The organism is Nostoc sp. UHCC 0252, from assembly GCF_034931145.1.
Classification (GTDB): domain Bacteria; phylum Cyanobacteriota; class Cyanobacteriia; order Cyanobacteriales; family Nostocaceae; genus Nostoc.
The window spans coordinates 25,572-47,295 of record NZ_JAYGHE010000017.1 but is presented as its reverse complement, the minus strand read 5'-3'; the positions used below and the strand labels follow the sequence as shown (position 1 = coordinate 47,295).

Annotated in this window: 12 protein-coding genes and 2 pseudogenes; 3 read left to right on the top strand and 11 right to left on the bottom strand. The window is 40.1% G+C overall.

Going from position 1 to position 21,724, the window contains the following annotated elements; translation table 11 throughout:
• Positions 1-77: 77 nt before the first annotated feature.
• The 5 genes from VB732_RS12980 to scyA form a co-directional block, all read right to left on the bottom strand.
• Positions 78-1,460, bottom strand: coding sequence for a ScyD/ScyE family protein (locus VB732_RS12980; protein WP_323231247.1), 1,383 nt, complete (start codon positions 1,458-1,460; stop codon positions 78-80).
• Positions 1,461-1,557: 97 nt separating this feature from the next.
• Positions 1,558-2,841, bottom strand: coding sequence for a ScyD/ScyE family protein (locus VB732_RS12975; protein WP_323231301.1), 1,284 nt, complete (start codon positions 2,839-2,841; stop codon positions 1,558-1,560).
• A 56-nt stretch (positions 2,842-2,897) separates the two neighbouring features.
• Positions 2,898-3,869: a scytonemin biosynthesis cyclase/decarboxylase ScyC gene (gene scyC / locus VB732_RS12970; RefSeq protein WP_323231246.1), complete on the bottom strand. Its 972-nt coding sequence runs from the start codon at positions 3,867-3,869 to the stop codon at positions 2,898-2,900.
• Between the two features lie 25 nt (positions 3,870-3,894).
• Positions 3,895-4,956, bottom strand: coding sequence for a tryptophan dehydrogenase ScyB (scyB, locus tag VB732_RS12965; protein WP_323231245.1), 1,062 nt, complete (start codon positions 4,954-4,956; stop codon positions 3,895-3,897).
• Between the two features lie 304 nt (positions 4,957-5,260).
• Complete coding sequence (gene scyA / locus VB732_RS12960) at positions 5,261-7,120, bottom strand: scytonemin biosynthesis protein ScyA (RefSeq protein ID WP_323231244.1); 1,860 nt, start codon at positions 7,118-7,120, stop codon at positions 5,261-5,263.
• Between the two features lie 2,171 nt (positions 7,121-9,291).
• Between scyA and VB732_RS12955 the strand changes: the two genes are divergently transcribed.
• The gene (locus tag VB732_RS12955; protein WP_323231243.1) at positions 9,292-11,268 is read left to right on the top strand and encodes a scytonemin biosynthesis sensor histidine kinase; all 1,977 of its coding nucleotides are present in this window, start codon (positions 9,292-9,294) and stop codon (positions 11,266-11,268) included.
• A 187-nt stretch (positions 11,269-11,455) separates the two neighbouring features.
• The gene (locus VB732_RS12950) at positions 11,456-12,322 is read left to right on the top strand and encodes a response regulator (RefSeq protein WP_323231242.1); all 867 of its coding nucleotides are present in this window, start codon (positions 11,456-11,458) and stop codon (positions 12,320-12,322) included.
• 124 nt (positions 12,323-12,446) lie between these two features.
• Here the strand turns inward: VB732_RS12950 and VB732_RS12945 are convergent, their stop codons facing one another.
• The 6 genes and pseudogenes from VB732_RS12945 to VB732_RS35975 all read right to left on the bottom strand — a co-directional run.
• Entirely contained in the window at positions 12,447-13,649 is a 1,203-nt protein-coding gene (locus VB732_RS12945; protein WP_323231241.1) for an AAA family ATPase, read from the bottom strand.
• 714 nt (positions 13,650-14,363) lie between these two features.
• A complete protein-coding gene (argJ, locus tag VB732_RS12940) occupies positions 14,364-15,527 on the bottom strand; it encodes a bifunctional glutamate N-acetyltransferase/amino-acid acetyltransferase ArgJ (protein WP_323231240.1) in 1,164 nt (387 codons plus the stop codon).
• Between the two features lie 150 nt (positions 15,528-15,677).
• Positions 15,678-17,195 (bottom strand): response regulator, encoded by a 1,518-nt coding sequence (locus tag VB732_RS12935; RefSeq protein ID WP_323231239.1) that lies wholly within the window; start codon positions 17,193-17,195, stop codon positions 15,678-15,680.
• A gap of 6 nt (positions 17,196-17,201) precedes the next feature.
• Positions 17,202-17,828 carry a sensor histidine kinase gene (locus VB732_RS35985; protein ID WP_416235745.1) on the bottom strand — a complete coding sequence of 209 codons (627 nt, stop codon included), beginning with the start codon at positions 17,826-17,828 and terminating at the stop codon, positions 17,202-17,204.
• A gap of 42 nt (positions 17,829-17,870) precedes the next feature.
• Positions 17,871-18,215, bottom strand: a pseudogene (locus tag VB732_RS35980) (PAS domain S-box protein); the annotation flags it as partial.
• Between the two features lie 129 nt (positions 18,216-18,344).
• Positions 18,345-18,770 (bottom strand): annotated as a pseudogene (locus VB732_RS35975) (PAS domain-containing protein); the annotation flags it as partial.
• A gap of 1,773 nt (positions 18,771-20,543) precedes the next feature.
• Between VB732_RS35975 and VB732_RS35970 the strand changes: the two are divergent.
• The gene (locus VB732_RS35970; protein WP_416235744.1) at positions 20,544-21,482 is read left to right on the top strand and encodes a WGxxGxxG family protein; all 939 of its coding nucleotides are present in this window, start codon (positions 20,544-20,546) and stop codon (positions 21,480-21,482) included.
• The last annotated feature ends 242 nt before the right edge of the window (positions 21,483-21,724 follow it).

The following is a 21,724-nucleotide window of genomic DNA, read 5'->3' as shown; positions in this document are numbered from 1 at the left end:
TCCTGTTTGAAATGCAACTTTCTGTGTGAGGCAGCAGCCTATTCTCTAAGCATTACCTGACATCAGGTAATGAGGAATTAGACTATCTCTGCTTTGGGTAGCAATTCACCCAACTTGTGTTGGCGTTTACGCTTGGCGATCGCACCAGTTGCGCCTACACTAGCAAGTGCTAATAAGCTAAGTACCGAAGTAGGTTCGGGGACTTTTTCTGTAACGATACCATCTACCCGAACAACCGATCCTAGTTCTGGGCCAACACCGCGCTTGGTGATGTATATTTGCCCGTCAGGGCCAATATCGATTCCAGCAGACGATTCCAGCCCTTCACCCGCAGCAACCAAGGTTGTACGAGTTAAATCTGGAGCAACTTTGATTAGAGAACCGGGAAGGAACCGCAAGTCACCCTGCAACTGAGACTCGTCGCCGAACTGTAACACCAGCAAGTTGCCTTGATCATCAAAGGTTAAATCTGTGATTTGTGTAAACCCATCCAGAAAAACCTCTGGGTTCCCATCCTCGCCGATGCGGAAGATCCGCGATTCATTTTCTGGATATGGAAAACCTGAATATTCAGCAACGTACAAGGCTCCATCGGGGCCAATTGTGCCACCTGTAGGTACTGATTGAATTGCGATGTTTCCTCCTGGAAGTATTTCTATTAACCCTGGAGGCAGTTCTTGTCCTGGTGGTAAAGGTGGCAATGTTGAAGCACTAAGGACTTTCTTGGGAATTGCGATCGCCTCAGACTCACTTCCATCAAGTTTGATTTTGTAAGCGGCGTTTCCGCCACCATCAATGACATAAGCAGTATCGCCACTAACGGTCAAATCAAAGGGGTTGGTAACTACATCCCCACCGTCTGGGTTATTAGTAATTTCATACTTGCCGAAGTCGAAAATACTTTCCAGTTCTCCAGTGTTCAAGTCAGCTTTGAAAAGTTGTGCTAAATGCGGGGTATTCAGTACTTTATCCGGTGTGGATGGCGGGAAAGTAGCAAGTTGTTGGTCTGGGATCGGGAAGGTAGCACCAAGGTTAAGTGATTCTAGATCACGATTTCCTGGATAACCAGCAAACCCAGTCAGAAGATAAGCATTCCCCTGAGAGTCGAATTGTATATCTTGAATACCAGCGCCTTGGTTGCCACTGGGTTGCTCTGCTATAGATTCAAAGTTATTGAAGAGACGCTGTGTGGTGCCATCTGATGCAACTTTGACTAGTGATCCACTATTACCAGCACAGATAGGTTGAAACAGGGTACTCGGAGATGGTTGGCAATTTCCGTCCCCTCCGATACCTGGCTCGGCTACGTAAAGAGTACCGTCGGGGCCAAAGCTAACAGCCCGTGCATTACTGACTCCATCAACAATTGTCGTTAGTGTTGCAGCTTGTACAGATGGTGTTCCACAAATAGCAGCAAAACAAAATGTTATAGATGTCAGAGCAAATGATTTGAGTTTCATACCTTTGGAGATTGAGAATTAAATAAGTGGAAACTTTTATGGTTTTAAAGACAACGAATCCCAGTTTTTGAAGAACGCAGGATTGGTTTGAAACTCTTTACTTGAGCGCCACGGCTCCATTAATGGGAGGTTTAGTAGCTCTCTTTTTGTGCAACCAACCAACGCCCAAGGCCGCGATCGCTAATACGCCGAAAGTAGAATCAGGTTCAGGAATAGATTTGGTATCCTCAATTCTGATCACTTGTCCAAATCCGGGGCGATCGCCTCGGTTGGTGACGTATACTGCACCATCGGCACCAATAGTCAGGGCGCTAGGTGACTCTAATCCATTGCCACTCAGCAGAGTTGTGCGTGTCCCATCAGCAGCCATTTTGATCACAGAACCATCAAAATCACCCTTCCAGGCTGACTGATTGGCGTACTGCAAAGCATATAAATTACCCTCAGTATCAAATTCCAAATCTGTAAGTTGGGTAAAACCATCGGCGAAAACTGTTGATGTTCCATCAGTACCGACTCGATAGATTTTTGCCCCACCTTCAGGGAAGGGAAAACCAGTAAATTGGCTGACATAATAAGCGCCGTCAGGGCCTTTAGCCACACTTGAGGGTACTGCTTGGGTTGCAAACTGCGGCGATCGCACTTCTTCACCTTGAGATGGTACTTGTGCTGGTTCATTGGATGGTGTACCGGAGGGTGGGAAGACGGGATTAGTCAAGATGTCTTGGGGAAACGCAACTATGGACTGCAAATTACTACCATCAGTGTTAACACTGAGTAAGTTATTTGCGCCTGCATCAACTGCAACTAACTTATCGCCGTCTATTGCAAAACCCAAGGGATTACTACCGACATCACCACCATCGGGATTGTTGGCGAGTTCATAGTTAGCTAAATCGCCAACACTCGTCCAGGAGTTGGTATTAAAGTCGGCAGCGATGATTTTACCGAGGTCAGTGTCACCTAAATTGCGATCGCGAAAGGTAGGATCGGCTCCATACCCAATCAGAACATAAGGTTTACCTTTAGTATCAAATTTGATATCACGAGGGCCTGCGGCTCCAGTGCCATCTGGTAATGCTAAGGAAGGAAGTCCTGTAAGTATGCGTTCGGTTTTACCGTTCTCAATTTTGGTAACTGCCCCACTAGTGCCATAGCATAAGGAATCGCCTTGACCACTTGCTGGTGGAACACAAGCCCCACTTCCCCCTATTCCCGCCTCTGTAACATAGAGACTACCATCAGGGCTAAAACTCAGTCCGCCGGCATTATATAGACCGTCGGCGATTACTGAAAATGATGCAGCTGAGGCAGCTTTCATTCCAGAAAAAGCGGCAACGCAAAAAGTGAGGATAGTAATAGTAAGTGGCTTCAGTTTCATATTTTGTTCGTGGTCATTTGTCATTCGTCATTTGTTATTTGAACAATGACCAATGACTAATGACTAGTGACTAGATCCTCTTTAATTTTTGGCAGATAGCTCATTCCGCGATCGAATGATTTGAGGTTGCCAGCTTTAGCTTCGAGTAAACGTTTGATGTTCATGCTCTCAGCGCCAAAATCTTCAATTTGAAGTTTGCCGTGGCTAACAGTTCCATCTGTTCTCCAAAATGTGATCCGATGCAGGATGAAACCAGAAGCTTCGGGGTCAGCGAAAGAGTATGCGGTTGGAATGAGTAACGCTACAGAACGCTGATAATATTCGTAGTCTGGATAAAAGTGTTCTTGTTCAAGTAAGTAGTATTTACTCAGGCTATGAACTCGTACAGAAACTTTTACCTTTTGGTCATATTCATCTTTAAATTCACCTGATTCAGAAGTAATATCACCATCTGGACGAAGCAAATGCGCCCACTCATCTACATTTTTTAAGTCTTTTAAGTATTCAATACCGATTTCGATTGGGGCATCAACATAGATGGTGTCAGTATCGATAAAGTGGCGACCTTTAGCTGCTGAAGTCAGACCAGCTTTGCGTTCCAAATTACCTTTGAGAGAACGGCATTCAGAAGTATGAACTGTATGAATTCCCTGCATAATCATCTGAGTCTGCCGTTTGGGGTCGACAAAACTCAGCCAATGAAAGTAGACACCTTTTTCATCTGTTCCCGGCTCGATGTAATCGGTAGGAAATAACAAAACAGGGTAAACTTGAAAATATTTTTGATACTCTAATCCGCAGTGCCATTCAATGCCGTAGAAAAGCGGATTTTCTAGTTTTTTAACGTGATAATAGAGATTTTTGTGATAACCGGATGCAGTTCCAAGCCAAGTATCTTCGTCAACTTGCTCTTTCATCCGGCTATAAAGTGTCCATTCATCCAAGTTCTTTAAACTACACAGGTAGTTAAAGGCGTTCTCTGGTGAAGTTGCAATGTAAGCTGATGTTGCAAAAGTATTTTTTTCCACTTATCACTCCTGAAGATAATAAAAATTAAGCTGCGATCGCTTTAGACTTGCTGCGTTTACTATTGTTGATGCGGTCTTCTGCTAACCGTTTAGCAGCATCGTTGGTGGTAACTCCCTGCTCTTTCGCAATCTCAAAAATTGCTAACAGGGTGTCATAAATGTTATGCACTTGCTTGAAGGCTTTTTCTTCGTCATAACCAATCATTTCGTTGTAAACGTTGATTAGTCCTCCAGCATTAATTACGTAGTCAGGGCTGTAGAGAATCCCTTTTTTGGTAAGCATTTGACCATGTAATTGCTCATTCTCTAATTGATTATTAGCTGCACCGGCAATAATCTTAGCTTGCAGAAAAGGAATTGTATGGCTGTTAAGAATTCCTCCTAAAGCGCAAGGAGAAAAGATATCTACATCAAGACTGTAAATTTCGCTTGGTTCTACAATCGTTGCACCAAAAAGCCGTTTTACTTCTTCCGTTTTGGCTGGGTCTACATCGCTCACAAAAAGCTTGACATCATGCTCGTGTAAGTGACGACAAAGATTTTTACCAACATTTCCCAAGCCTTGAACTGCAACTTTCATCCCATCAAGTCTTTTACTCTGCCAACGAGACTCTACAGCAGCTTTGATCCCCAGAAAAACTCCTAACGATGTTATGGGAGCAGGGCCACCAGATTTTTCTGATACTCCAACAACGTGTTTAGTTTCTTGAGCGATTGTTCGGACATTATCAGGGGTAATATTGACATCTTGTCCGGTAATAAAACGTCCATTGAGGCTGTTAACAAAACGTCCGTAAGCTCTCAACAGTTCATCTGTTTTATTTTCAGGATTAGCAATAATAACTGCTTTTCCCCCACCAGCCGGAATGTTTGCACAGGCAGCTTTGTATGTCATCCCCCGACTAAGACGAAGTGCATCTTTTAAAGCAGCTTCTTCGTTGACATAAGGCATGAGTCTTGTAGCTCCCATCGCTGGGCCCAAGGTTGTGTCATGGATGGCAATAATTGCCTTAATTTCAGGGTTTTTACCATGACAAAACAGGACTTGTTCGTGCCCCATTTCTCTAACAGTTTCAAATAGCAGCATCTTGACCTCAAAGTAATAAGAATTACGAAATGTAAAGATATAGACAAAAAGGCAATCTCGAATATTAAGATAGGATGAAGCAAGAATAAAGTAAGGTTCAAAAACCAAAAGTTTAAAGTTCCAGTTATGTAATATTGTTGTTAGCTGGAAAAAAGTTTTTCTTGCTTTTAAACTCGTACTTTATCCTTATCCTTTGGTGAGTAGACTAAGACTGCGAATGTACCAATCAGACATATCTTAAAAAGTCTGTTTGATTGGGGTTTTAGTGTCTATAGCAATTGAATGAAATTGCCAGCTTTTAAAATCAAACCATTGGGAAGGAAACTTGCTTGGTTCCATTTTTCGCCGGGCTTGATTTAACTCCTTGTGCGGCTAAACTCTTGTTACGTCCACCAGATGGTGCTGGGCGATCGGCATCAATCACGACATCAATCAGAAAAGGAACAGATGATGCGATCGCTTGTTCTAATGCCGCTTCAATATCCGACTCTCTAACAACCACGAGGGCTTCTGCTCCCATCCCCCGCGCAATCATGGCGAAGTTTGTCGGTGGAAGTGTGGCATCTGCGCCTTTTAATCCCAAGATTTTCATCCCTTGATGGCACATGTTGTAACGTGCATCGTTGAGGACAATCCAAATCGCTGGAATTTTGTATTTCACGGCTGTGCTGATTTCGTTATTCATCAGCATTGCCCCATCGCCAACAATGCCTACAGCCTTGCTATTGCTTGCCAGCGCTGCACCCAGTATTCCAGTAACAGCGTGACCCATTGCGCCGACTCCGGTGCTGACTCGATAACGATTGGTTTCGGTAAATTGGAGTAGATGCGTTGACCAAGTAAATGAGTTACCACACTCCGCCATTACTATTGCATCGCTACCTTCAACAATTATCTTTTGAATTGCTGCCATCAATACTTCTGGCCGCACTGGATAATCTACTTCTGATGCAGGTTCAATTGCTTTACGTTCTGGACGAGGTAATGACAAAGTTGTGGAATGAGGAGCATCTGGTAATTGCTCCAATAACTCTTCCACAAAAGCTTTGATATCAGAGCGAACCCCTAAAGTTTCAACATGGGGATAGGCTACACCTGGCACTTCTGGGTCAATATCTACATGGATAAAACCTCCTTTTGGAACTAGCGCCGAACTCCAAAAGGAAGTCGGTTCACCAAGGCGGGTTCCTAATACAAGTGTGTGTAGTGGAGGTTGTTCTTCCATATAAGTTAAGACGGAAGCATGACCACCTAAACCTGTAACACCCACAAATTGAGGATGATCTTCAGGGAAGATACCTTTGCCACGGGGGGAACACATAACGGCTGCTCCCGTTTTTTCAGCGAGTTCGAGGATTTCTTCTGCTGCATCACGCGCACCGAAACCAACCCAGATGGCAAAGGGGCCAGATGATAATAACTCTAGAGATTTAGCGATCGCTTCTTTGGGAGGAGTCATCGGAAATTGAGTAACATCTAGTTGGGGTAAGGCTACATCCTCAACTAAACTTGTCTGCACTGCGGTGGGAATGCTCAAATGAGCGACAAATCCGCCTGGTTGTGCCATAGCCATCGCCAGTTTGCGGAAAATCTGCGGTAGTTGAGCCGCAGATTCAATGGTGATTGCATAGTTGAATAAGGCTCCTGGGGTAAAAATTCCCCCACTGGGCAATGTATAAGTGCTGGTTTCTTGAATTGCCCAGCGTCCACGCTGCGGTGCTGAGGTGCAAGCCGATAGCAAAATTACCTTTGCACCTTCACCACGAGCCGCAAATAAGCCGGTCAGCGCGTTGGTGATCCCCGGCCCGGCTGTGGTGAAAACTACAGTGGGGCGATTATTGGCAAAGTAGGCTTCGGTGGCTGCAAAGGCCGCTCCTGCTTCATGGCGGAAGTTCAACACTTCTATGCTGCTATTGGATAGCGAACCCCAGAGGCTGGCCATTGCACCACCAGCAACACCAAAAGCGTAGTTTACTCCCAAATTTTCCAACATCTGAGCGATCGCATCGGCAACTGAAAGCTTCGGAGGCGTTTGGTCATTTAAAAAAGGCTGAATTCCCCCGTTCTCCGATTCATCAACCTGATGAGAAGGCTCTACATATAGTTCTTTGTATGGCTCTGTGGTGATGAGAGGAGAGTTTGAACCAGTATAGTTTTGACTCATTGGTTTCACGCAATTACATAAAGTTACACAAAGGCTTTTTAGTTTACAATCACAGCGCTAGCAATATTTAATACGAACAACTCTGTTGTTTGTGACAGGTATAACCGAGTTTGCTCGATAGTAGAAACGGTTGATTGCTACTGATTGATGGTTGTGAACGCACTACCAAAAAATATTTTGCAAAGCATACAGCAAGTAAGGCTGTGCTTCTAGAAACCAGAATAGAGGGGATGATAACTTTTGTGCAATCGACAATCCTTTGATGGAGGTGTCAAATTTTTCGCTCTAGCTGTGATAATTACAGTGCTGAAGTAGGTTGGTAAGGAAAAACTAAATCATTTAAAAGTATGCAAAAGAGCAACTAATCCTTAACTCAACTGCTTCTCATAAATTTTACAAAACTTCATTTAGTTAAGTTTAATAACGCCGACCTACTTATTTAACTGCCTGAAGAGGTTCAGAAACAGTGATGTTTACTATGAAAAAAGCATATCTGCAATGAAAAATCTTTTGATGAAAGTGTCAATTCTTTCGTTTTGATGGTGATTTTGACATTTTCAACTTAGTCAGTTTGAAAAATTGAAATTCTGCGATCGCACTTTAGACAGATGACCCAATTTACAATAGAAAATCTTTTGATAAAAATGTCAATTCTTTTGCTTTTCCTAAGCGGTTCCTTAATGAGTGACTGGCTGACATCTGTACCAACTCTTGAACTCGCTTTGTAGCATGAGTCAAACTACAAAAAATTAGTGGCCTTTATACTGCCACTAAAAACTTATTGAGTCAATTATTTGTAACGATAAAGACATAATTTCTTAAGTTTTTATATATCCTTTGGTAGATGACTAAGCGCTGAGAACGTAATTTTTGAGAAAAACCATTATGGATTAAGGATCGATACTATTTTACACAAACCCTTATAGAGATAGGTTTCTCGTAGAAGCACAGCAATCCTGTATCCTTGCCAACATATTTGTAGCATTATGTCTCGCCAAAAATCTTTGGCTGAGAATGACTAATGTAAGACTCCATCTCAAAATTTGCGATCGCAGCCCAATAATAAGCATTTCCAGGCAGAGGCTATAAACGAGGTTTTAAAAGGGTTTGGGCTGAAATTGGCAGCTATGCTCGATGTTCCTTAGCGACTCATCTGCTTGATAAACAGTATAGAAACTAAGAAAATTTTGGTACAAGCCCCGCTCATGGTGGGCGAATTTCTTCGTTAATACCCTTGATAAAATCCATTTTTTATGACACATGGTTTATCAACACTTACGTAGCTTTTCAGGAAAAATGTCACTTAATGAAAAAATAAAAACAATAATATACTCGAAAGAATACGTATTTTTTTAGCAAAATTGCACTTTTGACGACGGAAAAAGTGCCTTTTCAGAAAAACTAGTATAAAAACATACTTTTTGTCCCTGCATTTTTGTGATGCAGATGTATTTCCTACGGCGGATGACTAAGCATATTCTTCTATAGTTAAATCCCTGAAAGAGTAAGTTAAGATAAATTAAGAAAATGAATACACGAAGACAAATTTGCACATCTAAACCAAGCCAAGCCCAGTAAATTCATTTATGTTGATAATCAGACGGCTCTACACGAGTAGTTCGCCAAGGACTTTGGCGAGGGGAAAGATAAAGGATAAAAATTTTTCTCCTTTAACCTTTTGCCAGTTGAAACAAACCCAACAATTTTGGGCTGGTGAGCAATTCTTTTGCTCCGGTGCAGGGATACTATTTTAATGAAAACAAGGGACGAAGACAGAATTCGGTTGTTGAAGGTAGCTAAATTTCCACCAAGGTCTACTATTTAAATTTAAATATCTTTTTTACTTATAGATTGAGAGTTTTGAACTCTTGTCTAGTAAGGTATATCGACTAATCTTAATTTGATTTGTCTACTTTTTGCAATCAGAGAAAACTGTTTGAGTCAATAATAAATTTCTCATTAAATATTTAGATTTTTTAGGAAATTTTAGTTAAATTATTCGCTTTTTGTTGGTATGATAAGTTTTGTTAACGTCGGCGGTGAAATTTTTTAATCTACTTATTAATTTTATTTTTTAACTGCCTAACAACGCACAAAAAATTTTGGCCAGTTATGATTATCAACTTATTAATGGCTATGGTGCTGATTAATTACCAGGAGCAAGTAGGGATATGAATTCTGGCGATTATAGATTAGCTAGATCAAACGCTCGCCTACCACAGGCAGAAGTAGAGATGAAGTTTGCTCACTTCTTAATAAATCAAGCTACAGATGCTGCTTTTTGTTTAGGAGAAAATGCCCAGTTTCTCTACGTCAACGATGCCACTTGCCGCATGACTGAGTATTCCCGTAAGGAATTACTTACTATGAGGTTGCATGATATAGATGTAGATTTTTCTCTACACGATTGGTCAAATATTAGCTCCCAGGGTTCTGTTACCTTTAAATCTCGCTACCGGGCAAAAGGAGGCCGGATCTTTCTGGTAGAAATATCTATTAACTATGTAAAACAACAAGATATAGAATTTGGCTGTGCTTTTGCGCGGGAAAGAAGTGATGAAATAGTAGAATTGAGCGTGCAAAAGTGGACTGATGAATTAAAGGAAGCAAAAGACAATTTACAACAAGAATTTTCTCAACTAAAATCAAAAGAAGTAGAACTAAAAGCATCTCTTTCTTTACTTCGCTCTACTCTTGAATCTACTGCCATTGGGATTGTAGCAGTTAATTTTGAGGGAGATATTCTGAGCTTGAATCAGAAATTTGTGGATATGTGGCAGATCCCAGAGTCCCTAATATTATCTAAGAAATGTCCTCGATGCAAAGCCTTTTTTGAGAAGCAACTTAAAGATCCACAAGCCTTTAATCGGTTGATTTGGGAAGTGTCTAGCCAATCGGATTTCGAGAGTTACGATATTCTGGAATTGAATGATGGGAGAGTTTTTGCACACTACTCTAAGCCTCAGTGGTTGGAGGGTAAAATTATTGGAAGAGTGTGGAGTATTTGGGACATTACTGAATCGAAACAGACTGAAGAAGCATTGCGGCTAAATGCAGTTAGATTTCGGACTTTAGCAGAAAGGACAGACACTAGCACTTTTTTGATTCAAGGCACGCGGCTTTGCTATATAAACCCAGCAGTAGAACAACTAACTGGCTACACAAAAGAGGAACTGTTGACAGGTTTTGATATTCGCCGACTAATTAAGAGCAAAAAACGTAGACAGGTACGTAAGCAGGGAGAACCAGCTAAGTTTGAATATCAGGAAATGAATATTCTGACAAAAAGCGGTACAGAACGCTGGCTAGCTTGTGCGGTTGTAATGCTGGATGGAGTGCTAGATTTCGGTGGAAAACCAGTAGAAATGATTGCAGGCATTGATATTACAGATTACAAATATTCAGAATTAGGTCTTAACCAAGCTTTAGAGCAAGCAAAACAACTTAGCGAACTGAGAGCGCGTTTTCTTTCGATGGTTTGCCATCAATTCCGAACTCCACTGAATATTGTTTCATTTTCTAATAGTTTACTAAAGGAAGAAGTAGACAAACAGACACAGAAGAAAATCCAACCACTATTAGATCACATTCAAAAAGCTACCGAACAACTTAGTCAAATGTTGGATGACATTTTGTTCTTCTCTAAGGCAGAATCAGCAAAAATAAATTACGAACCAAAGCCACTTGAATTAGTTGATTTCTGTAATGATTTAGTTGCACAGATGCAGATGAGTATTCAGCAAATTCCCATTAACTTTGTGAGTAAAGAAAATTCTGTAACAGCCTGCATAGATAAAAAACTGTTAGAGCCGATCTTGAATAATTTGCTTGATAATGCAATAAAGTATTCTCACTCCGGCATGACAGTCGACTTAGAACTTTATTGCGAAAATGAACAAGTAATTTTCCAAATCAAAGATAGGGGTATCGGTATTTCAGCACAAGATCAACAGCGAATATTTGAGCCATTTTACCGTGGTAGCAATATCGATCATATACCTGGTACTGGATTAGGACTGTCAATTCTTAAAACCCTTGTAGACTTACATCACGGTCAAGTTTCTGTAGAAAGTCAAGTTGACATTGGCAGTACATTTACTGTGATGTTGCCATTAATCAAATCAGAATTTGCTAGTTCCGAGTTATGAATAGTTATGAATTAACGACTTAACAATCACAACTCTTGGAGCGAAGTAATTAAGCTCATGCCTATCTACATACTCACAAAAAGTTTGCTACAACACGACATAATCCGGCTAAATCAGATTAAAGATAGGTAGACTTCCGCCACAACGTAATAGTAACAGCTTCTGCAAAAAGTTATGGGGATGAAAAATGGTGTACGAATCGTCAAATAAAATTCTCGTCATTGAAGATGATAATATTACCCGCGATCTTTATTTAAAAGGTCTTAAGGCTAAAGGTTTTGATACAATCGGTGCTGAAAACGGTCAGGCTGGTATCCAACAAGCACAAGAGTATATTCCCGACTTAGTGATTTGCGATATTACGATGCCCGATATGGATGGTTATAGTGTTTTAAATACGCTACGCCAAGATCCTGTGACAGCAATTATTCCCTTTATTTTTCTGACTGGGAGTAGTAGCAAAGCAGATGTTCGCAAAGCTATGGAATCGGGAGCAGATGACTATCTTACCAAGCCCTCTACACTAGACGAATTGCTCAGAGCGATCGCTACTCGCTTGCAAAAGCAAGCGACTATGCAAAACTGGTGTACGATGAAATCTGAGAAAGCGCCAAAATCAGTATTTGCAGATAATACTACAGTTGCGATCGCACCTGAAGAAATCTCTGATGAAGCCACAGTCTCTTCTAAGTCGATTTTTCCCTGCGTTCCCCAATTAAAAGAAGTTTTCGACTTTATCGAAGCCCATTATCATCAAGGAATTACTTTATGTGATGTGGCTGTTGCTGTTGGTTACTCACCTGCTTACTTAACTAATCGAGTCGCAAGGCAGACGGGAGAAACTGTAAACTGCTGGATTGTCAAACGCCGGATGGCAGGCGCTCGTTTTTTACTCCAAAATGATAATCAGACAGTTGAGAAAATAGCGAAAGCATTAGGCTATCAGGATGTGTCTCATTTCTCCCGCCAATTTCGCCAGCATCACGGTTTACCTCCCCAGGCTTGGCGCAAACAGCATCAACTTGTATCTCAAAAACAGGTGAAATTGTGGTGAAAGTGCAAATTGGGAATTGGGAATGGAGAATTGGGAATTGGGAATTGGGAATGGGGAATTGGGAATTGGGGAGAATAACATTACCTCTTTCCCCCTGCTCCCTGCCCCCTCACCCTTGCCTGCTTCAAATAAATAGTTGTGTAAACTCGTACATTAAATCCACTCTGCCTTTACGTAACATGGCTGGATCTAATCTTTCGGTAGTGTTACAAGTCATTAAGACAACTAAGTGTTGCTGCATCTGAATACCAGACTCATCAATGACACTCTGATACAAAGTGCCATCCAGCAAACTGAGAATGTGTTCGGTTTTATTATTGTATTGCGCCACCTCAGAAGCGCGATTTTGCGCGAGATTATCAGCTTCGTTAATAACGATACAAATCCGCTCTATGTAAGTTGGTGGGACAAAATTAGCGATCGCATCATGATCTAAAATAAAAATTACATACCCCAAAGGTACAAGAATTTCTTTTGCTACTGCCTGTGTCCAGACTGTTTTACCAGTACCTGGTTTTCCATGTACAACAACCGCTAACTGGTTTTGATTCAAAATCGCTTGTTGCACAGAATCAGTAAAGTTTTGGATATCTGCCGGAAATGTGCGAATGGGAAATTGGCTGTGAACTTTACCCACACGACTTTGATATCCACTCAACATCACTGCTAAGTCGTAAGTTGCCTTGTTAATTAATGGCGCAAGATTTATCGCCATTAAACTATATTGTCGTCGCCCGCGATCGTAGGGATCAATTTGCAACCAAACGTCATGCTTCGCCCAGTAAGCATAAACAGTATTGATAACGTCTAGGCGTTCCCAGCTAATAAATTTATCTGTTGGAAAATAAAAATCTCTTTCTGAATGATACTGAGTAATAATATCAGGATTACCCAACACACCTAAAACTCGCAGTACAGTAATTTCTTGCAGTCGGTTAAGAACATAATCAATAGGAATACTACTACGGCTGACAAATTGGACAATAGGCGTTTCCGTACTCAAAACATCTTTATAGCGATGATCTGGTGATTGAGGATCTGGTGTAATGTAATTCCAAAATTTTTCCACTTCGTAGCGGGTATTATCAGATACAATATTTAATAAATTAGCCCACCAAGCATAATTATTTCGTCCCAAAATATCAGCAACATTACTCGCTAAATTCAAACTTTTTTGACTTAATTCGCGCGAGTCACTATGCAAAAGTTGCCACAAAAACCCCCAATCTAATTCTCGGTTAAAAGGTCTCCAACCGCTAGCAAGCAAACTTTGGCGGGTATTATTTGTAGGAGTGCCATCATTGCTTCTAAAATAGTCAAAATCCATATTTGTTTAGTTATACAGCGTTAATAAAGTTATTTGGTGTTAAGTAAATATAATATTTTAAAATTTTTGCTCGCAATTTCAGCTACTTAGATAAAATTGGTAATTTTATTTTCACCGTGCTGTACTGGCTAGGAAGTTTTTTTAATCTAACTCATTACTTATGTAACATACTATATTACAAAAAACTACTTTAGTCAACTTTTCTGACAAAACAATTAGCTATTGATGTCTCTTTCCCACTTATCCATCTCTAGATAAAGACTATGAGACTTCTAGTTAAAAAACATTTCATTGTAGGTAGCACAGCTATGTTGCCTACAAAAATGTATGCCATACCCTGATAGCAGGGTGAAGTTCCGAGTATTACCAGTGAAGAAAGCAGCTAAGTAGGTAAACATAATTAATTACACAATGTCATTGCGAATGCAGCGAAGCGAAATGAAGCAATCGCAAGGGCTGGGATTGCTATCTCTACGAGACGCTCCGCGAACGCTTCGCTCGCAATGACTGTAATTAATTTTGTGTAGTTACTTATGCAGTATTGCTGAAGGCTTTAACCTTACTGATTGTAGGTTTGTGTAGCATCAACTTAGGTATAGCAATCCTAAATCATTCGTGAAAAGTTAGATACCCGACTTCTTAAAGAAGTCGGGTATCTGGACACTGAGAATTTTCACAAATTAGATAGGATTGCTATAGAGATGCAGAATTTAATCAAGTTGAATATTTGCCATTAATTTCTATATAACCCTCCGAAAGATCGCAACCCCATACAGTTGCAGAAGCTTTGCCAATATTGAGGCTAACATGAATATCTACTTTATCTTTAGACATAATTTGCCGCAACTGTTCTAAATTTTCATCCTTTAAAGTATTAGGATAAACTTTCACATTATCGAAACTAATAACAACTGTTTCTTGATTTATCTGCTGTTCATTTTCACATTTTCCTATTGCCATAGCAACTCGTCCCCAATTCGGATCTGCCCCATAGACGGCGGTTTTTACTAATGGTGAATTGATAATTGCTTTGGCTACTTTTTTAGCTTGTGCATAGTTAATCGCTGAATCTACAGTTACTTCAATAATTTTGGTAGCACCTTCAGCATCTCTAGCAATTTTCAGCACCAATTCTTGGGCAACTTCTTGCAATGCACTGGCAAAATCTGCTTCTGAAACTTCACCGGCTATTCCATTAGCTAAAATCACGGCGGAGTCACTAGTAGAAGTGTCAGTGTCTACACTTAAGCAGTTAAAAGTTTTATCTATTGTAGAACGAAAAATTGAACGAAGGCTATTTGCAGAAATGGCAGCATCAGTAAAAAAGAAAGTTAGGAGAGTAGCCATATTAGGCTCAATCATACCAACACCTTTGGCAATTCCTACCAGCTTGGCATTACCTATTTGTCGTGTAGCTAGTTTCGGTACCGTATCGGTGGTCATAATACCACGGGCTGCGGCATCAAAATCAGCAGCAGTCAATTTTTTCCCCAATCCTAATAAACCTGCTCGAATTTTTTCAATCGGGTAACGTCTGCCAATTACGCCTGTAGAAGCTATCACAATATTATGTGCAGCAATTCCAGTTTCATTTGCAACTAATTGTAGAACCTCTTGGGCATCAGCAATGCCAATAGCACCATTAGCGACATTTGCATTCTTAGATATAACGGCAATTCCTTGTACTTGTGAATCTTTTAAGTTTTCGCGGCTAATAGTAACACTTGGCCCGGCGAAAAGACTTTGAGTGAAGACTCCATCAGCAACACAGGGAACTTCTGATTTAATAAATACAAAATCATCGCTTGTATCGCGTATTCCTAAGTTAGTAATAAATGCACTAAAACCTTGAGGTATGGAAGATATAGTTAATGGCATTTTTCTAGTTTTAATAATTTGCTCTAATTATCTCATACCATTAACAAAGTTTTTTATAACATCAATTATTAGAAGTATATAAATGTACGCTTCTAATAATTGATGTATAAGATAAACTTGATAAATTAAATTTTCATGAATGCTTAAAACCTATAATAAATCAGTTAATGTAAGGGTGAATGTTGTCCATCCATTACCGCTTTCTACTTGAATGTTTCCTTGTAGTTTTTCGGCTAATTTTTGTACTATAGGTAAACCTAGTCCAGAACCACCTTCATTCCAGATGTCTGCATTAGGGATGCGATAAAATTTTTCAAAGATTCGTGGTAACTCTGTTGCTGGAATTTCTGCGGAATTACTGATAGTAATTATAGTTTTTGCAGGTGTTTCCAAGGAGTTGTGACTGACACCTAGAAGAATTTCACCACCCGCAGGTGTGTATTTACAGGCATTATTGAGCAATTCTACTAAGATTCGTTCTAAGCTGGTGCCATCTGATAGCAACGGCGGGAGATTTGAAGGGAGATTCAACTGTAGAGTTTGCTGATGTTGTTGAACCCGGATTTGAAACGGCTCAATCATCCAAGCTAACCACTGTTGTAAAAGCAATGCATCAGAGCTAATAACTGGATAGGATGAGGTTTCTAGCCGTTGTAAGTCTAGCAGGTCATTAATTAATCCTAACTCGCGATCGCACTCTGCTTCCATCAATTGTAGATAACGTTGAGCCTCCTCAGTATTCGTAGATAATTGTATCATTTGAATCATTAGCTTCATATTACTCAGAGGCGATCGCAATTCGTGAGAAACTAAATTCAAAAAATCATTTTTGAGTTGATTAATTTCTTCCCATTTCACTAAAAGTTGCTCTTGCTCAATTTGCCTTTGACGCGCCTCAATCGCTCGTTTACGCTCAGTAATATCTCGAAAAACTAACACAGCACCCGTAATATTATCTTGATCGTCTTTAATTGGTGCAGCGCTATCATCAATTGGTATTTCTTGCCCCTCTCTAGTAATCAGAATAGTTTCTGCTGGAAGACTGACGATAATACCATCTTCAAGGACTTTGAGAATCGGACTTTCAATAGAGTTATGAGTATCTGCATTAGCAATATTGAATACTTCTGATGAATTTCTCCCATAAGCTTCTTCCTGTTTCCATCCAGTCAGATTTTCAGCAACGGGATTCATAAAAGTTACCAATTCTTGCAAATCACTAGCAATCACACCATCACCGATACTCTTTAAAAGTGCATCTAACCATTTTTTATTTACTTTTAATTCCCTTTCTAAACTATGTTTACTTAGAGTTATTTCAATATTTGTTTGTAACTCTCTTTCTTTAAAAGGTTTGAGTAAGTAGGCAAACGGCTCAGTTATCTTGGCTCTTTCTAATGTTTTATCATCTGCATAAGCAGTCAAATAAATTACTGGAATATCCAAATATTTATGGATTTCTTGGGCAGCTTCTATTCCATCCATCGCCCCTTTAAGCTTAATATCCATTAGCACTAAATCTGGAGACATTTCTACTGCTTTATTAATTGCTTCTTGTCCTGAAGAAGCAATTACAGGAACTGTATAACCAAATTTTATAAGTCGATGTTGTAAATCTTTAGCAACAATAGCTTCATCTTCTACAACTAAGATTTTCGCAGATGTCATATTTTCTTATATTAATGTAAATCTCAACCGACATTCTACCCCCATATCACCTTGGATATTAATATTTCCTGAAATTTGATTAATTAGAGCATCTACTAATTGCCAACCCAAAGAAGCTATATTTTTGAAATTAAAATTAGCTGGTAAACCAATTCCATCATCACTAACTACAAGTGTAACTTCATTCTCTTGACTTTGGCTAATTTCGATATAAATCGTACCATTTCTACCTGCTGGAAATGCATATTTCAACGAATTGGATACAAGCTCATGAATAATTAAGCTACAAGGTATTGCTGTATCCAAGCCGAGAAACACCTGATTATCGATATTTATGCTCAGAGCGATCGCATCTTCATTGACTTCATAAGCAGTAAATAAACTTGTTACCAAATCTTGAATATATTCGCCAAAATTGAGCTTTGCCAAATCTTGAGACTGATACAATTTTTCGTGAACAAGAGCCATTGATGCAATCCGTTGTTGGCTTTGTTTGAATATTACTAAATCGTCTTGGTCTTTGATATAAGCAGATTGCAAACTTAGCAGACTGGAAATCACCTGTAAATTATTTTTGACTCGATGATAAATTTCTTTTAATAACACCTCCTTTTCTAAAAGTGATGCCTGCATTTGCTCCTCCCACTGCTTGCGATCGCGTAGAGCAGCTTGTCGTTCGCTAATATCTTCCACCAGAGAAATAAAATATCTTGGCTCCCCGCTAGGTTCGCGCATCAAAGACACAGTGAGATTAACCCAAACGATGGAGGTATCTTTACGAAAATAGCGCTTTTCCATCGAGTAAGTTTGAATATTATCTGCTAATATATTGTCAAAATATTTCAGATCAGCGTTAATATCATCTGGGTGAGTAATATCTTGGAAAGTTAGAAACTGTAATTCTTCAGGTGTATAACCGAGAATATCGCAAAGCCTCTGATTAACTAATAACCACCTGCCATCTATTGCTACATGGGCGATACCAACAGCAGCTTGATGAAATGTAGCACGAAATCGTTGTTCACTTTCCCGCAATGCTTCTTCTATTCGCTGGCGCTCAGTAATTTCTGCCTGTAGTGATTGATTAATTCTTGTTAACTCTGCTGTTCTTTGCTCAACTATATTTTCTAATTGATTAAGTAAATTACTAAGTGCCTCCTCTGCTTGCTTGCGCTCAGTAATATCAGTATATGAGCCTGCCATTCGCACTACATTACCATCTTCATCCCACAGTGCTTGACCTCGATCCAAAATCCATTTGTAAGTGCCGTCTTTGCATAAAACCCGATGCTCAGTAATATAAAATGGTGTTTTTTGAGCAAAATGATCTTCTATTGCTTGCCTTACCCCGTCCAGATCGTCTGGATGTACTCGTGTCACCCTTTCATTTAAATAGTTAGAAATTTCGTGGTCTTCATAACCGAGCATTTCCTTCCACCGGGCCGAGAAGAAAACTTCATTGCTTTTAACATTCCAGTCCCAAATTCCATCATTATTGCCGCGCAAAGCTAATTGCCAGCGCTGTTTACTTTCCCTCAACACCTCCTCTGTTTGTATCCGTTCAGTAATTTCCTTTGCTAGTTGGGAGTTTGCAGCTTCTAGTTGGGCTGGACTCGATAAAGCCAGTGCCTGGGGTATTAATGGCACAAGTTCAATAGCCGTCAATACAGAGACAAAAGCGGTGATAGCTTTGAGTAGCCCTGATAGCCAATAGGTAGGATACCAAAGCGTCCATACATCCATTAAATGGGTAGTGCCACAAGCAACAATGAATGTACCAAACATCAAAAATATCCAACCGAAAGGCACATCTTGCCGTTTACGGACAAAATAAACTAGCATTACTGGAATTGAATAATAAGCAAGTCCAGTTAATACATCTGATACCAGATGCAACCACACCAATCCTGGTTTCCAGAGATAGCAATGTCCGTGGGGAATAAATTGGTTAGTAGAGAAAAAATTGTTTAAAAGTTCTGTCATAAGTTAGGAGTGCTATCAAAAGTGACGACACTCCTAAGATTTTAGCTAAATAGTGGTGATTTACTGAAATAGCTATATTCTTCTTCTATCACTTTCCTCAGAGAATAATCTAGAATGCTTACAAAATAAGACTTTGAGCAAAAAGCTCGATTTCAGCTATGCCATTGGAAAATAAACGTTCCAATTATCGCTCTATATATAGTTGGAAAATGGTTTTTTATTTTTGTTTTTCTCAGGTCATTTAAAAAAGATATGATTAGGAGCGTGACAAGAACATGATTACAGCCAAAACTATTTCTAGTCCAGGTATTGCTTAAGTCCATCTGATATATATTCAGGGCTTACGCAAACAATTGCCAAAACCCTGGTTTTTCGGTAGGGACAATTCATAAATTACTCTAGAGTGCCTGCGGTTAAGCTGATTTGGGAATACCATCTAGTTTATTTAACTTTGGTACAAATATTCAGTTGAGAAATACAGGGGAAACAATCTGTATCAGTTTTTATAGTGAAATAAGAGAACCAATTAACTTGCAATAAAAATATTCCTTAAGTATGGAGTAAGACACACCTGGAGTATGAAGTTATAATTTCTCAGATTGAATAGGATTGTAGAGTATTGTTCGATACAGGTTTTAGAGTAAGTTCTAAAAATTATTATTGATATATCAAAACTTTTAGATAAATCGCTATATTCATTACAATCGGTATGAAGATTTATGGTTAAAGATTTGGTTTTCTGTTTAAAAGAAGCAACATTATACCTTTTATTCAAGAAATCTCGAACACCTAAAGATCCTTCTGAATGTTTTGTGAATCCTCCTTGTGGATGTGCCAATCCAGGGCGAAGTATCCAGTGTGAAGATTGTGTTTATCTTGAGTCCTGTTTATCTAGTTGTAAACTACAAAGTGTTTCATTATCTTCACGTTCATAGGCTAAACTTTAATGCGAAAATAATTCCTGCGATAGACTAAGTTTTACTCCTATGGGAGAAGTGCAATAAAAAGCTAGCTGTTATCTTACAGAGGAATAACAAACTAATTCATAGAGAGTAATGAAAAACGACGCAAGTAAAGTTATCAATAATTATTCCTTGCTTTTGGCTAATATGCGGCATTAGTCGTAGGCTAAGAACCATCATAGTAATTACTGATTATGAATTAGTTTGAATAAAACAAATATTCATGTGTTATGAAAGCTTCAAATGCTTTCATTTTTTCTAACCTAAACTAGGTGAAAGACTCTTCAATCTGTGCTGTCTGGCTTATCAAAATTTACCTAAGTTAGCACTGGATTGAGTAGAAAATATCAGTTTTGAACATCGATCAATCATACAAATCTAAAACATAAAAGGAACCATTACCATGAAGCCTTTTCATTTATCTAAAGCTGTTTTGTCTGCTGTCTTTGCCATGAGTTTCGCTTCTGTATCCTTACCTCCTTCTGTTTTTGCCCAAAGCGGAGGCTCCGGCAGTGGAGGTGCTAGTGGTGGTAGTAGCTCAGGCGCTGGAACCACAGGCACTGGAACTACAGGTACTGGTGGTACTGGAACTACAGGTTCTGGCTTAGGCACTGGAACTACAGGCACTGGCTCGGGTTCTGGCTTAGGCACTGGAACTGGAACCACAGGCACTGGAACTACAGGCACTGGAACTACAGGCACTGGAACTACAGGCACTGGAACCACAGGCACTGGCTCAGGTACTGGCTTAGGCACTGGCTTAGGCACTGGAACTACGGGCACTGGAACTACAGGCACTGGCTCAGGTACTGGCTTAGGCACTGGAACCACAGGCGCTGGCTCAGATTCTGGCTTAGGCACCGGAACTACAGGCACTGGAACTACAGGCACTGGAACTACAGGCACTGGAACTACAGGCACTGGAACTACAGGCACTGGAACTACGGGCACTGACTCAGGTTCTGGCTTAGGCACTGGAACCACAGGCACTGGTGGTACTGGAACTACAGGTACTGGCTTAGGCACTGGAACTACAGGCACTGGTGGTACTGGAACTACAGGCACTGGCTTAGGTACTGGAACTACAGGCACTGGCTTAGGTACTGGAACTACAGGCACTGGCTCAGATTCTGGCTTAGGCACTGGAACCACAGGCACTGACTCTACAGGTACTAATAGGAACACAGGTGTTACAACTTTCCAGAGAACTGAAGATCGCGGTTTTGATTGGGGTTGGCTAGGTTTACTTGGTCTAGCGGGTTTAGCAGGTCTGGCTCGTAATCGTGATAAAGTCCGGGCTTATAGCGATCCTAATGAAGTAACGGGTACTCGTTCTAGATAATATTCACCACACTGTAAAAAGCGTACAGCCGTGGTTTATGTCAACTTCAAATTAGAGCAGTAGGGGCGCAATATATGATATTGTGCCCCCGTAATCCAATAGGGTTCGGTTAAGGCTAGCACTCTTTAAGTAGATAAACAAAATTAATTACACAATGTCATTGCGAATGCAGCGAAGCGAAATGAAGCAATCGCAAGGGCTGGGATTGCTATCTCTACGAGACGCTCCGCGAACGCTTCGCT

Excerpts from the sequence above, each read along its gene's own strand:
- VB732_RS12950 (WP_323231242.1), top strand. The coding sequence starts at position 11,456 with ATGGTGTACGAATCGTCAAATAAAATTCTCGTCATTGAAGATGATAAT.
- VB732_RS12935 (WP_323231239.1), bottom strand. The coding sequence starts at position 17,195 with ATGACATCTGCGAAAATCTTAGTTGTAGAAGATGAAGCTATTGTTGCT.
- VB732_RS12980 (WP_323231247.1), bottom strand. The coding sequence starts at position 1,460 with ATGAAACTCAAATCATTTGCTCTGACATCTATAACATTTTGTTTTGCT.
- VB732_RS12955 (WP_323231243.1), top strand. The coding sequence starts at position 9,292 with ATGAATTCTGGCGATTATAGATTAGCTAGATCAAACGCTCGCCTACCA.
- scyA (WP_323231244.1), bottom strand. The coding sequence starts at position 7,120 with ATGAGTCAAAACTATACTGGTTCAAACTCTCCTCTCATCACCACAGAG.
- argJ (WP_323231240.1), bottom strand. The coding sequence starts at position 15,527 with ATGCCATTAACTATATCTTCCATACCTCAAGGTTTTAGTGCATTTATT.
- VB732_RS35970 (WP_416235744.1), top strand. The coding sequence starts at position 20,544 with ATGAAGCCTTTTCATTTATCTAAAGCTGTTTTGTCTGCTGTCTTTGCC.
- VB732_RS12945 (WP_323231241.1), bottom strand. The coding sequence starts at position 13,649 with ATGGATTTTGACTATTTTAGAAGCAATGATGGCACTCCTACAAATAAT.
- VB732_RS12975 (WP_323231301.1), bottom strand. The coding sequence starts at position 2,841 with ATGAAACTGAAGCCACTTACTATTACTATCCTCACTTTTTGCGTTGCC.
- scyB (WP_323231245.1), bottom strand. The coding sequence starts at position 4,956 with ATGCTGCTATTTGAAACTGTTAGAGAAATGGGGCACGAACAAGTCCTG.
- VB732_RS35985 (WP_416235745.1), bottom strand. The coding sequence starts at position 17,828 with ATGCAGGCATCACTTTTAGAAAAGGAGGTGTTATTAAAAGAAATTTAT.